Raw genomic sequence first — 12859 nt, 5'->3', positions numbered from 1 at the left:
TCGAGCCGTGCCCCCCTTCGTCGCGGCGAGAACCGGGCCGGTCGTCCAGGGCGTCAGGCGGGTGTGTGGGCGGTTTTGCTCGTCGTGGTGCCGTCTTCGTCCTGGGCCTCCGACGCAGAAGGCTGTTGCGGAGCGGGCGGGGTGCGGATCAGCAACGCGACCAGCACGGCCAGGGCGCCGAGCACGGCGCCGATGCCGAGTCCCCACCGGATGCCCGTGGCGAGGGCGCCGGTGGCGTCGGCGCCCTCGGCTGCTGCCGTGGCGGCTTGTCCCGACATGACACTGATGACCAGGGCGGTGCCGGCGGCGGCCGCGACCTGTTGGAGCGAGCCCAGGATGGCGGAGCCGTGGGGGTAGAGGTGCGGCGGCAGTACGGACAGCCCGGAGGTGAAGACGGGGGTGAAGACGAACGCCATGCCCGCACTCAGGGCCACGTGAAGGGCGAGCACGAGCCACGGCGAGGTCTGTTCGCCCGTGAGGGCGAACAGCGCGAGGCAAAGCGCTGTGAGTACGGCTCCGGGTACGACCAGGCGTGGTGCGCCGAGTCGGTCGTAGAGCTTGCCGACCTGTGGTCCGAGCAGGCCCATGGTCAGGCCGCCGGGGATGAGGAGCAGCCCGGTCTGCAGTGAGGTCAGGCCGCACACCTCCTGCAGATAGATCGGCAGCAGGATGAACGCACCCATGAGCGCCATGAAGGACAGGCACATCAGGCCGAGTGCCACGGAGAAATGACGAAACGTCAGGGCGCGCAGGTCCAGCAGCGGTGCGGACGAGCGCTGCAGTGCCAGCTGTCGCCATACGAACAGCCCTACCAGCACGGCGCCGACCAGGGTCGTGACCTCCGGGGGCACGGGGGCCTGGGCCGCGTTCTCGGCACCGAGCCCGCTCAGGCCGTAGACCAGGGCGCCGAAGCCCGCTGCCGCCAGGGGGACGGACATCCAGTCGATGGGGGCGGCCTGCGGCTCGCCGATGTTGACCAGCTTGCGCCGACCGAATATGGCCATGGCTCCGGCGATGGGAAGCACGGCCAAGAACAGCAGGCGCCATGACCCCAGCTGCAGCAGCACACCGGAGACGGCGGGGCCGAGGGCGGGTGCGACGGAGATGACGAGGGTGATGTTGCCCATGACACGGCCGCGGTCGTGCGGGGGCACGAGGGTCATCAGCGTCGTCATGAGCAGCGGCATCATGACGGCGGTGCCGCTGGCCTGGATGACGCGGGCGGCCAGCAGTACGGGGAAGGTGGGCGCGGCCGCGGCCAGAGCCGTGCCGGCGAGGAACAGTGCCATGGCGAGGCCGAAGGCGGTCCGAGTCGTCACGCGCTGGAGGAACCACCCCGTCACCGGGATGACGACGGCCATGGTGAGCATGAAGGCCGTGGACAGCCACCCTGCGGCTGCCGCGGTGACCTCGAAATCGCGCATGAGCCGCGGGATCGCGTTGACCATGATCGTCTCGTTGAGGAGGACGACGAACGTGGACAGCACGAGAATCCGCAGCACGGCAGTGACGCGGGCGGGCGAGAGGGTGGGCGTTGCGTGTGGCGCGGGCATGGTGCCTTCCGTCATGTGAGTGTCCTCCGCACGTGAGCAGGTCACACTGACAGACCGCGGGGCCGGGAAGAACTCATCGGTGTTCCCCGATCCTGTCGGTGCAGCCGCCCAAGCTCAAACCATTTTGCCGACCCGGAGCGGCCAGGACATGGCTTCTGGAGCAGGCCGGCGCCGAGCTCCAGGACGGCTGGCAGCAAGCGCACCCTTCCTTCCGGGCGCCTGGACCGGGGTCTTCCGCCGTGCTGCCGCCCCCATGCGGCCCCCGCTGCAGCACTCGCAGCCAAGTGCCACGAGGCCGCCCTCGAAGGCCGCTGGAAGATCTGCATGCGCTTCTTCGCAGGCCCGAAGCTTTTGATCACCGCCGAGCTCGGCGATCTGCCGCTGCCCGAACGCGCCGGTGACACACGCTTCCACGGCGGCGCCCCGTACGCGTCGACGCCTCCCCCACCGGGCCCGCGCCGGAGCGGTCCCGTTCGTCTTCGAGTCCGTGGTCGACCTCTCCGGCCACGGATAACTGCAGCCGCCGATCCGACCTCGCGAGTGGTGTCGTTCACGGCGGAGGCAACACCCTGCTGTCCGCGGCCGAGCGAGCCGCTGATCGCCGAGGCGACGACGGCGCCGCAGAGCGGCTTGTCCGTTCAGCAGTCCACCGCTGCGCTTCCAGACTGGTCGCCACCAACCGCTGAAAGCTTCATCGGGGCCGAGTCGCACGGGGGTAGGCGGTACAGCCGGTGGCGTACGCCGTCTTCGACGCGCAGCGACGAGAAGTTCGGCACCTGGTTCTGCGCCGGGCGGGGAACCAGGCTCATCCGTCGTTCAGTCGCAGCAGTCGCAGCAGCACTTGCACGGATTGCAGCAGCCACCGCCACCGCAGCAGCCGTCACCCGAGCCACCGCCGGAACCACCAGAGCCACCAGAGCCACTGGACCCGTGACCGCCGCCCGAACCGCCGGAGGAGCCACCCGAGTTGCCGCCGCCCTGGCCGCCGAACCAACCGTCACTCCCGGAACCGTCCCTGCCGGAACCATCCCGGCTCGAGCCGCCGTTGCGGTTGCCGTCACCGAACTGCACGGGCTCTCCGTCATCCTGGCCGGCGTCTTCGTTGCAGCGGCAGCATGTGGAGCACAACCTGCAATCGCCGCACGACCGGCCCCACTCGCGACACCGCCGACACTGCCCCTCCGACGGCCGGCCCGACGCCATCACCCCGCCCTCCGGCGCCGCGCCCGCAAGCTCCCCTACGCCGCAGGCCGTGCCCGTGCCGGTCCCCGAGGGCGTTTCCGTCTCCGCACGGCGTCCCAGCCAGGGGAGCATGCGCAGGCCACGCACCTGGCGGCGGTGCTGAGGGTGACGGTGCCGAGGGTCGAAGACTCGATCGACGGCTCGCTCCAGCTCGCCGCCCAGGAGCGCCCGCGCCAGCCTTCCGTCGACGAACACGACGTCGGACAGGGCGAGTCGGATTCCACGGACGGCGTCGTCGCAGAGCCGGCGCACCTCGGCGCGGTCCGCGCCGGTCACGGCGATCGGGTTCCACGCGCCGGACGCCTCGTCCGCGTCCAGGTCCTCCACCGCGTCCAGCAGATGCGCCAGCCGACCGAACAGACGGCCGGCTTCCGCCAGCGGTTCGGCGTTGCCCGGGCGGTCCGTGAGCACTGCGGTGTACGCGAAGGCGGCTGCGGTCGCCGTTTCCGCGGGCTCCGTGACCGTCAGCAGCGAGCCGCCGGGGCCGGTCGACCGCTCGACGTCCGGCTGGCGCTCGACCGCCCCGAGCAGCAGCGCGGTGTCGAAGCCGAGCCGTGCGCCGCCTGCGACGCCCGCACGGTCCCAGTTGTCTGCGATCCGGCGTGCCGCCAGCGCCACCGGGCGGCGCCCCACCAGGCCGTCGCCATCGGCCGCATGGTCACGCATCTTCGCTGCGGCCAGCACCAGCGACACCGTCGCCGCCAGCCGCGCACCCTCACCCTGCGCCACGTCCGCCGACCGCATCCCGCGCAGCGGGCACGGACCGGCACCCCGCCGCCAGTCCCCGGTACGCTCCGACTGGGCTTCGGTCAGCACCGAGACGATCAGGCCATCGTAGTTGGTGGCCACCCTCGCGAACTGCCCGTACTCGCTGCGCAAAGCCAGGCACAGCCCGCACAGATGCGCCATCCACTCGGTACGCAAGCCCTCGCCCAGGCGATGACGGCATGGCCTGATGATTCCGAACACCGATGTTCTCCCCCGTAGGAACAGCTGCCCGGACGCATCCGGTCGGACGGCTCACGGACGCAAGACTGCACGTGAGGCACGACCCGGCGTGACGTCAACCGCATGTGACATCAACGCGCGGCCGACATCCTAGATGGTCCCTTCGGAGGGGTGTCTGCGGAGTCGAGCACGACAGCGTCCGAGGTCGCAGCGGCGCCCCTGTCGCAGCCCCGTCGTGACGAAGATCCGGACCGTTCCCGGACCGCGCCCTGCGTAGCCAACGCGGACTCGGGGCAGGCGCCGTCGCCATGCCCGGGCGGTCATTTGTCGGGCTGATCCACGACGCGGTCGACAGAGGTGCTCCGCCATGACGCCGGACTGTCGACCGAGCGAATCAAGACGTCTCGCAGTGTGCCGGCGGCCGTCTGTGCCTCGTCTCGTTCGGGCGATTTCTGCGTGGCCCCGTGCGCGTGGGGTCGCGTTCATCGGCTGTGCGAAAGATCATCACGTGTGGCCGCTGGATTCGGTGTGCTCCCGGAATCGGCATTCTCGGTAGCGTGACCCTCTGCTGCATGGGGTGTCCATGTGTCCGGCTGGTCCGTGCGGGGCTTTCGACAAAGAGTGATGAGGCTGCGATGAGTGAACCGACGAAGCCCGAGGTCGACGTTCCGGAGGGTGACGCTCCTACCGAGCTGACCATCCGGGACCTGGTCGTCGGGGACGGGGCTGAGGTGAAGCCGGGCATGGTGGTCAGGGTCCACTATGTCGGGGTGACCTTCGAGTCCGGGAAGGAGTTCGATGCCTCCTGGGACCGGGGCCAGCCGTTCAAGTTCGCCCTGGGCAGTGGAAAGGTCATCAAGGGCTGGGACCGGGGGGTGAGGGGGATGAAGGTCGGCGGTCGGCGCGAGATCATCGTTCCCCCGCGTCTCGGCTACGGCAATCAGTCGCCCTCGCCGTTGATCCCGGCGGGCTCGACCCTGGTCTTCGTGGTGGACCTGCTCGACTCGTATTCCAGCACGGCCGGGTGGAGCAGCGCCCAGTGACCCTGGCCGCTCCTCCCTTGTGACGTGCTGCCTTGTCTCCCGGGGTTCGGTGCCGCCGTGCTCCTCGCCGCCGCTCCTGTTTCCGCCTCCGCAGCGTTCGAACGGTTCCGCTGCGACTCGTTGACCGCCGAAGGCGACAAGGCGACCGACTTCCTCCATGGCCCGGCTCGACGAGGAACCGGTCCATCCAGACCGAGCCCTTCGTGTGCATGAGCCACGTGCTGGAGGTCTGCAGACAACCCCCGCCCGTCTCCCGGCTCCCGTCCGCCGACGTAGCCGGTCTGCATTCCGGCCACCTTGCAGCCAGCTCGGTGAGCGTCACGCAGCAAGATCCGGACCATTTCCGGACCAGTACGCTCCGAGAAGCCTCAGACAAGGCAAAGAGGACCGCGACGCTCTGCCCGGCCGTCGTTCACACTCGGCCGGGTCCACGCCAGAGTGAAGCCAGAACGAGATGCCGGCATGCCGCAGCCACCTGTGTCGGGTTGGGAACGCCAGCTGGATCCACCTCTTGGCTGACCTCCGGGGCGGACCACCGAACCCCGTTCAGCGGGTTCTCGGCGAAGTAGCCCTTCTCGACCGCGATTTCCCGTCGAGGCCGTCTCCTCCGGGCGGGGGGCTCGGGGCACTGCCGGATACGGGCCCGATCCGTCCGCAGGCGCCGACGCAGGCACCGTTCCGCTGCCGTCCGCCAGGACCGGTGCCCGCGGCGCCGCGGCCCCATCCGCCAACTACCGAAGCCCGCCCGGTGGTCCGGGGCGGGGTGGTCCGGGCATTGGGTACGCTCTCGGTTGACTTCGGGGCGCCGGCAGGTGCTGAATCGCCGCAATCAGAGATGGATCCCATGGGCAGCGCACCTTCCGCCGACTTCTTCCAGCCGCTCAAGGCGGACGACCCGGCCGTCGTGGGCGGCTATCGCCTCGCGGCCGTGCTGGGTGCGGGCGGCATGGGCAAGGTCTACCTCTCCTACACGCCGGGCGGTCGGCCCATCGCCATCAAGGTGATCCGGCCCGAGTTCAGCGAGGACCCCGAGTTCCGGCGGCGCTTCCAACAGGAGGTGCGGGCCGCGGAGCGGGTCCAGGGGCTCTACACCGCACCGGTCATCGACTCGGACACCGAGGGCCCCCAGCCCTGGCTGGCCACGGCCTACGTACCCGGCCCCTCGCTCGCCCACGCCGTCGCCCGGCACGGCGCGCTGCCGGTGCGCAGCGTGCTGCTGTTGACCGTCGGAGTCGCCGAGGCGCTGCACGTCATCCACGGCGCGGGCATCGTCCACCGGGACCTGAAGCCCGCCAACGTGCTGCTCGCCTCCGACGGCCCGCGCGTCATCGACTTCGGCATCGCCCGGGCCGCCGACTCCACCGCTCTGACCAGTACCGGCGTCAGCGTCGGCACGCCGGCGTTCATGGCGCCCGAACAGGCTGCGGCCGGTACGGTCACCCCGGCCACTGACGTCTTCGCCCTCGGGCAGATCGCGGCCTTCACCGCGATCGGGGCCTCCGTCTTCGGCGACGGGCCTTCGCACGCGGTGCTCTACCGGATCGTGCACGAGGACCCCGACCTCAGTGCCCTGCCCGAGGAGTTGCGGCCGGTGGTGACCCGCTGCCTCAGCCGCGATCCGGCCGACCGCCCGACCCTGACCGAGGTCATCGAGCTGTGCAACGCGGCCTCGGAGACCCCGCTGCGCCAGGGCGAGGACTGGTTGCCGCAGGCCGTCGCCGGTTCCATCACCGAGCGGCTGCGGCTGCCCGCGCCGGCGCCCACCCCGCCGCCGCAGCCGCCGACGGACGCGCCGACTCCGGCGCCGACTCCGACCGAGGTCTCGCCGCAGTCACCGGCCCCGGGCGCGCCTGCGGCACCCGCCGCCGCGCCCGGGTACACGCCGACCGGTGTGGCCGCCGCGCCGACGCAGACAGCTCCGGCGCCGGGGGCTCCGGGGTCCGTGCCACCGGGTTACCCGACGCCGCCCCCGTACGCGGAGCCTTCGTACCCACAGCCGCAGCACAGCCAGCCGCAGTACAACCAACCGCAGTACAACCAACCCCACTACACGCAGCCCTCGTACGCCCCGGGCCACAGCACGCCGCCGCCGTTCCACACCCAGGGCTTCGTTCCCGGTCCGCCGGCTCCGCCGCGCCCCAAGCGGACGGGGCTGATCGTCTTCGGGGCGGTAGCGGCGGCGGTCATCGGGCTCGCGGTCATCGGCTCCCTGCTGCCGGACGGCTCCGGCAAGGACGGGGGCGGGGGCGACAAGGCGTCGGGCGGCGGCAGCGCCTCGCAGAAGCGGCCCGACCCGCAGCCGGTCTCGTACCAGGGCATCGACGTGCCCCAGAACCACCAGCTGATGTTCGCCGACAATCCGCCGCGCCCGGCCGAGGAGCCGACCGGCGCCGGGGTGCTCTACGGGCACGGCGACCTCTTCTACTACCGGGACACCCTGTTCGGGGACGAGAAGTTCGGTACCACGAACGGCAAGCTCGTCCTGCTGAACAACTCCGAGAAGGGCTCCCTGGAGACCTGCCGCGCCGTGACCCGCTTCACCGAGAAGATCGGCCTCGACCAGCTCACGGACGGGTCACAGGTCTGCATGCTGAGCAAGGCCGGCCACATCACGCTGGCGACCTTCCGCGGCAGGTCGGGCGGAAAGAACGAGACCGCCTTCATCACCGTCGACCTGACGGTCTGGCGCAATGCCGAGGCCGCGGCGAAGAACTGAGGGACCGTTGCGAAAGTAGATCCTGGTCGTCGATGATCCGGCGCCCGGAGCCGTTGTCGTCGAAGGGGCATGAGGACTGCGGCGCCGGGCGCGGAGGGGGCGTGTGGCCACCGATCCGGCCGGCCGTGCTGATGGCGGCTCTCCACGAACGGCTCTGACCGGCCGATGGATTTCCGGTGCCCGCTCACCAGTCACGGCCGGCGATCAGCTCCTCTGCATCCGCGTCCGTGAAGCCGTATGCCGACGCGACAAGCCAGAACTCATCAGCGATCCACTCACGCGCAACCGTTTCGATCCCACTCCCGGCGGCCGCGAACTCCGCGTCCAGAAGGTTGAACTCCTCCGTCGCGGCCTGGGTGAGCGCATACAGGGCTTCAAGATCCGACGGCTGGTCAGCCTCGATCCGCTCGCACAGCCGCAGCAGGATCGCCCTCCCCCTGTCGACGACGTGATCGGGGAAGTACGAGTCCCCGTACATGGGCCGCAGAAACGCGTGCCCTGCTACCTGCTGGTTTGTGATCGGCATGGCGCTTCCTCATCCCTGCCTGAGAACTGACGCGCCGATCATGCACGACACCACTGACAACGCCGAGGCCCATGTGTGCCAGACCTCTTGCGACCCGCCTCGTCGGCACGGCCCCGCGCGCTCCAGCATCCTCTCGTCACGGTCCTGGCCTTCGGTGATCTCCACCAGGACCGACAGGATCCACGATCCGTCGATGTGCGGGACGAGCAGGTCAATCACCTCTTCGACGCGCCCTGTTCTGGTGAGCAGCTCGGCGAAGTCGCGGCATTCCGCCCGTCGGCGCCCACGGCAAGGGGCCTCTCGTACGGATGAGTTCTGCCGGCCCGTCGCTCGTGCCCTCGACGACGTTGCGCAGCCCATGTCCTTGCAGGGGCGGTCGAACTCGTCGACGATGCTTTCAAGCCCCTGCCTTCCGGATCTCACCGGGCCCGGCTCGGGCAGAGGAGAACAGGGGAGACAGTGACAACGAACAGCAATCGGAAGAAGCGCCCGATGGTCGCGGCAGCAATCGTCCCGCTCTTCGTGCTCGCCGGGATGCTACTGGGTCCCGCGGCAACCGCCTCGGCGGCCGCTCCGGCCGCCGCCCGGCAGGCTCCTGCCGCCGCGGCGCTGCCGCAGGGCGCTCTCCTCGCCGGCGCCGGCGTGGCAACCGGTCTCCAGGCACCGACGTCGTCCCAGGTCCGGGCCACCAGCGGGAACAAGAAGGGCAAGAAGAAGAGCAAGAAGAAGAGCGGCCTGTTCAAGAAACTCTTGATCGTCGTGGTCGTGGTCATCGTGCTGCTCGTCGTCCTGTACGGGGTCCGCCGGGCTCTGCGCCGCAGGTCCGCCTAGGAAACGGCACCGGGCCGGTGTGTCAGCGCCCGGCCCGCCCGAACGGCCCGGACCCTGGCCCTCCCCGGCCCCTGGCACTCCGACCGTCCTGTGCGCGTCGCGGGTCCGCCGGGGCGGCGCTACGGAAGCGCGAGCGCCCTGTCGATCCGTGCGCGGACCTCCTCGTCCTGCAGGAACGACCGGTAGTCGCCGTATTCGGAGTGCCGGCGGTCCGCGGCCCGCAGTGCCGTGAGTGCTTCCCTGACCGGTGGGGCGAGGTGTCCATGCCGGGCGAGCGTGTCGAGGGCGTAGGTGAGCGTCCAGTGCCACTGCCCGTCGGCGGCGTACGCCAGCACCGTCGCCTCCGCCTGCGCCGGTTCGAGCGGCGGTGGTTCCCACGGCTGCGGGTACGGCGTGAGCTCACCGGGCAGCAGCGGGTTCTCGCCCCACGCGCGGAGGACTGCCCGGAGGTCCCCGACCAGCCACCCCGCGCGGGAGACCTCGTCCCGAAGGGCTTCTCGTACCGCGGGCAGTAGCACTCCGGTGTGCGCGCGCAGGGGCCGGAGGACGTCGGCGACGTCCGGCTGCCGCGGGTCTCTCGGGACAAAGCCGCGGCCCTGCATGTCCCGGTAGGGCGCGACGAGCCGCTCGACGAGATCGGGCAGGGCTCGAACGTCCCCGATCCGGGTCAGGGCCCACCGCGCGTGGTCACCGACGGTGCCGTCGAAGGACTCCGATTCGCCGGGGTCGTCGAGGAGGGCGGCGAGCCGGTCGGCGTACGGGGCCGCCCTGTGACCGAGCACCGCCAGCAGGTGCGCGGCCTTGTAGCGCACGTCGTCGTCCGGGTCGGCCAGCAGCCCGGCCGCCAGCGGCAGTACGGCCGCTGCCGCGGAGGGCCGGGCCGACAGCAGGCGCCACGCCTCGTCCATCGCGCACCGGCGCAGCTCCGCATCGCCGATCCGGATCCCGGTCTCGGCGAGCACGGCCACGAACGAGGCCGCCTCCGTCGTGTCGGGCTCCAGCAGTTCCACGACCCAGGCCGCGACATCGTTGCGCTCGTACGGTATTTCGCAGTCCAGGGTGTACCAGACCTGCCCGAACTCCGGGGCGAGTACGGGATCGGCGAGGATCTCCAACAGCATGGGGCGGGCACGCAGCACCGCCTGCGGGTCCAGAGGTGCTGCGGCGATCACGGCCGCCACCCGCAGCACCGGGTTCTCGCCGTGGAGGGCGCTGTCCAGCACAGCCCGTACCTCGGCGTGCGTGGCGGCCGTGGCGGCCGTGGCGCCCGTGGCGTCCGTCGACTCCGTGGGGTCCACGGGGGCCGCGGCCGCGGCCCGGCCCAGTGCCAGCGACAGGGCCACCCGCACCGAGAGGTCCGTCTCCTCGTGCCACCGCTCCAGCAGGGGGCCCGTCCGGTCTGCGATCAGCTGGAGGGCGGCCCTCCGCACCACGGGATCCCCGTCGTCGAACAGCCTCCGCAGACGGGGCCACTGCCGCCACCGGGCCGCCGCCCGTGCGGAGTCGGCCTCACCGCCGCAAGCCAGGTGCGCCAGCAGATCGACCAGGACCGGCCGTGCGGCCGTTTCCGGGTCCAGGGCGAGATCCACCAGGAACGGCAGCGCGGCCGTGCCTACGTCGGTGCCCCGCCCCAGAGTCTGCCCCGGGGCCAGCAGGAGGTCCTGCAGGTCTCCGTACGCCCGCTCCACCGCCTCCGGACGGGTGGTGGCGTCCGCCCGGGCGATCCGGCGCAGCACCTTCGGCACATCGGTGGCCGGGTGGTCCGGCCCCACCGCCTCCAGCGCCCGCCAGTCCACCGCGTCCAGCGCCTCCCACATCTCCCCCGCCTCACTCCCCACTGGCCCTCCCCGTCCGGGGCATCCTGCCACCGCGTGAGAAGGGGCGGCGCGGCAATTCCTAGGCCGGCGGCTCGTCGACAGGGGTGGGCAGCCGCCGGAGTTCGAGCAGAGCCACCGCGATCTTCACTCCGGTGGAAATCGTCAGGGCCTGGAGGAACGGCATACCCATCAGCCACAGGGCGACCGTCATGACCGTGAGCACCAAGAACGCCGGCAGCAGGTTGGTCCGCCTGAGCGCGGTCCACAGGTGTCCGGCTCGACTCCGACGCTGATCCACCGTACCGATCGGGCGGCCGGCGACGCCCTCCTCATTGGCCTGCGGCATTGCCTGCTGCCCCTTCCTCGTGGTCGCCCCCGGAACCGAGCCTCGGGTGCGCCCCGGCGGACTGCCACTGCTGCGACCCGCCCCGCCGCCGTCCGACGTACAGGTTCACCTCACCGGCCCCAGATGTACGACGCCTCGCCCGGTTGAAGATCTTTCGGGTTCCTCTCCCCCGACTCCGTCCAAAGGCGGCTGCGTTTGCCTCACATGTTGCGACCAGCCCAGTGGGGTGTGGACGGTGCATGCGGTACTTGGACGACCGTGCCCGAGCCGGGCGGCGACCGCGGTGACGACCCGGGCACTGGCCAGGTGGGTGAGGGCCACGCGGGGCGGGATGCCCAGCACCTGTTGGGGGTCGTAGGGCTGGAGGAGCCGGGGTGGACTAATGGTGTGCCGGCGGAGATGGTGGCCACCCCGGTGGGGCGCGCAGTCACCTCGGCCGGCGTGCGTTGGGCCGGGCCCGGCCCAACGCCGGGCACCGGGCCGTGGCGGCGTTCGGGCGGCACGGCCTGCTCGCGGGTGTGATCACCCAGAACGGCGACGGTCTGCAGCAGGCCGCCGGCAGCGAGGGCGTGGTGGGACTCCACCGCAGCCTGGAACGGGTCGTCCGCCTCTCCTGCGGCTCCATCGGCTCGCGCGGCGGCTGGAGGCGGCGAACGCCGGATTCGAGCCGTCGCCGCCGGACTGACCTGAACCCGGACGGTGACACCGACCGACGGGCAGGTCGGGGACTTCCGTGTGGTGCCCTGCGCGCAGTGCGGCGGCGTCCTCGAACCCGACGTGGTGTTCTTCGGCGAATCCATTCCGCCGCAGCGGGTCGAGCACTGCCGCGGCCTGGTCGACGAGGCGGCCTCGCTCCTGGTCCTGGGCTCCTCGCTGAAGGTGATGCCGGGGCTGCGGTTCGTGCGACAGGCGGCCCGGGGGCCGCAAACCCCGTACTGAGCGTCGAACACGACCCGCCCCGCGGCGACCAGCACGCCCTCACCCGGGTCGCGCTCCCCTGGGGCCGACCCTCACCGATGTGTCCGACCGGCTCGGCATCCCGGTCGACGGCCCGGTCGACGGCCCGGTCGACGGCCCGGTCGACGGCCCGGCGGACCGGCCGGAACGAGCCGGGCCGGGCCGGGCCGCCGGCGGCGGGGGCGGCGGCGGCGGCGGCGGCGGCGGCGGCGGCTCAGGCTGCCGTCGGGTCCGCAGCGATCGGGTGCACTTCGACCGGGTCGCTGCCGGGCTTCCCGCCCCGTCCGGGGCAGGCCGACGCCCGTGCGGCGATCTCCAGGGCCCGTTCCTCGCTCGTGACGTCGACGACCCCGTACCCGGCCAGGATGTTCTGATCCGCCCGGGCCGGCCCGTCGGTCACCTGGGGCCTGCCGTCGCTCCCGGCCCGCACCGTCTTGACCAGCGCGGGGCCGCCGCAGCCCTGCCGTCCACCCCTTCCCCGGCGAAGGTGAGTTCGTTGTTGAGGGCGTCCATGTTCCCCACCCTTCCGGGGCGACCGCTCCGCTCTGCGTGCTGGCGAAGAGGCAGACCGGCGGCCGCCGCAAAACTCATCGGCGGCGGCGGATCCGGATCGGACCGCGGGCCGTGCCCGGACCGACGGGACGCCCGCCCTGGGTGATGTCCACCTCACCGGCCTCGACCAGCCGCCGGGCCGCGCGCCTCGCCGGTTCCATGAGCGCGCGCCACCCGTCGTCCTTCCCTGAGTACGCCGCTCGCGCGGCATCCGAGGGGCAGATCGTCGCGGTCGGCCCGCGACGCTCCAGCAGCTCCAGGATGACGCGCTCCAAGCGCTGCTCCGTATGCCGTTCGCTGTCGCCCACTCCGCCAGTGTCGCCCCGGT

The 12859-nt window shown here is 71.6% G+C and carries 10 protein-coding genes and 1 pseudogene; 4 read left to right on the top strand and 7 right to left on the bottom strand.

The genetic code is table 11. The features are described 5' to 3' along the window. Positions 1 to 53: 53 nt before the first annotated feature. The gene (locus RIU97_RS34740) at positions 54 to 1568 is read right to left on the bottom strand and encodes a DHA2 family efflux MFS transporter permease subunit (protein WP_404961462.1); all 1515 of its coding nucleotides are present in this window, start codon (positions 1566 to 1568) and stop codon (positions 54 to 56) included. 801 nt (positions 1569 to 2369) lie between these two features. Continuing rightward, positions 2370 to 3764: a DUF5685 family protein gene (locus tag RIU97_RS34735; RefSeq protein ID WP_404961461.1), complete on the bottom strand. Its 1395-nt coding sequence runs from the start codon at positions 3762 to 3764 to the stop codon at positions 2370 to 2372. Positions 3765 to 4378: 614 nt separating this feature from the next. Here RIU97_RS34735 and RIU97_RS34730 point away from each other — a divergent pair. Continuing rightward, a complete protein-coding gene (locus tag RIU97_RS34730; RefSeq protein WP_404961460.1) occupies positions 4379 to 4786 on the top strand; it encodes an FKBP-type peptidyl-prolyl cis-trans isomerase in 408 nt (135 codons plus the stop codon). An 844-nt stretch (positions 4787 to 5630) separates the two neighbouring features. Further along, positions 5631 to 7502: a serine/threonine-protein kinase gene (locus tag RIU97_RS34725; RefSeq protein ID WP_404961459.1), complete on the top strand. Its 1872-nt coding sequence runs from the start codon at positions 5631 to 5633 to the stop codon at positions 7500 to 7502. Between the two features lie 184 nt (positions 7503 to 7686). Here RIU97_RS34725 and RIU97_RS34720 read toward each other — a convergent pair whose 3' ends face one another. After that, positions 7687 to 8028 (bottom strand): DUF5713 family protein, encoded by a 342-nt coding sequence (locus RIU97_RS34720; protein WP_404961458.1) that lies wholly within the window; start codon positions 8026 to 8028, stop codon positions 7687 to 7689. A 492-nt stretch (positions 8029 to 8520) separates the two neighbouring features. On the opposite strand from RIU97_RS34720, the gene RIU97_RS34715 reads away from it, so the two are divergent. Then, positions 8521 to 8859, top strand: coding sequence for a hypothetical protein (locus RIU97_RS34715; protein ID WP_404961457.1), 339 nt, complete (start codon positions 8521 to 8523; stop codon positions 8857 to 8859). A gap of 119 nt (positions 8860 to 8978) precedes the next feature. Here the strand turns inward: RIU97_RS34715 and RIU97_RS34710 are convergent, their stop codons facing one another. Next, positions 8979 to 10697, bottom strand: a complete 1719-nt coding sequence (locus RIU97_RS34710; RefSeq protein WP_404961456.1) for a HEAT repeat domain-containing protein — start codon at positions 10695 to 10697, stop codon at positions 8979 to 8981. 58 nt (positions 10698 to 10755) lie between these two features. Next, complete coding sequence (locus tag RIU97_RS34705) at positions 10756 to 11022, bottom strand: hypothetical protein (RefSeq protein WP_404961455.1); 267 nt, start codon at positions 11020 to 11022, stop codon at positions 10756 to 10758. A 419-nt stretch (positions 11023 to 11441) separates the two neighbouring features. Between RIU97_RS34705 and RIU97_RS34700 the strand changes: the two are divergent. Further along, positions 11442 to 12064, top strand: a pseudogene (locus RIU97_RS34700) (Sir2 family NAD-dependent protein deacetylase); the annotation flags it as partial. Between the two features lie 129 nt (positions 12065 to 12193). Here the strand turns inward: RIU97_RS34700 and RIU97_RS34695 are convergent. Both RIU97_RS34695 and RIU97_RS34690 read right to left on the bottom strand, forming a co-directional pair. Beyond that, the gene (locus tag RIU97_RS34695) at positions 12194 to 12379 is read right to left on the bottom strand and encodes a hypothetical protein (protein ID WP_404963124.1); all 186 of its coding nucleotides are present in this window, start codon (positions 12377 to 12379) and stop codon (positions 12194 to 12196) included. A gap of 187 nt (positions 12380 to 12566) precedes the next feature. Beyond that, positions 12567 to 12839: a DUF3253 domain-containing protein gene (locus RIU97_RS34690; protein ID WP_404961454.1), complete on the bottom strand. Its 273-nt coding sequence runs from the start codon at positions 12837 to 12839 to the stop codon at positions 12567 to 12569. Positions 12840 to 12859: the final 20 nt, after the last annotated feature.

The sequence above is a fragment of the Streptomyces sp. 147326 genome (assembly GCF_045000215.1).
Lineage (GTDB): Bacteria > Actinomycetota > Actinomycetes > Streptomycetales > Streptomycetaceae > Streptomyces.
The sequence above is the reverse complement of the archived record's forward strand: the minus strand, read 5'-3'. Positions and strand labels throughout refer to the sequence as shown.

Bases quoted from the DNA above. Each gene is read 5' to 3' on its own strand.
- RIU97_RS34725 (WP_404961459.1), top strand. From the start codon at position 5,631: ATGGGCAGCGCACCTTCCGCCGACTTCTTCCAGCCGCTCAAGGCGGAC.
- RIU97_RS34740 (WP_404961462.1), bottom strand. From the start codon at position 1,568: ATGACGGAAGGCACCATGCCCGCGCCACACGCAACGCCCACCCTCTCG.
- RIU97_RS34730 (WP_404961460.1), top strand. From the start codon at position 4,379: ATGAGTGAACCGACGAAGCCCGAGGTCGACGTTCCGGAGGGTGACGCT.
- RIU97_RS34720 (WP_404961458.1), bottom strand. From the start codon at position 8,028: ATGCCGATCACAAACCAGCAGGTAGCAGGGCACGCGTTTCTGCGGCCC.
- RIU97_RS34705 (WP_404961455.1), bottom strand. From the start codon at position 11,022: ATGCCGCAGGCCAATGAGGAGGGCGTCGCCGGCCGCCCGATCGGTACG.
- RIU97_RS34715 (WP_404961457.1), top strand. From the start codon at position 8,521: ATGGTCGCGGCAGCAATCGTCCCGCTCTTCGTGCTCGCCGGGATGCTA.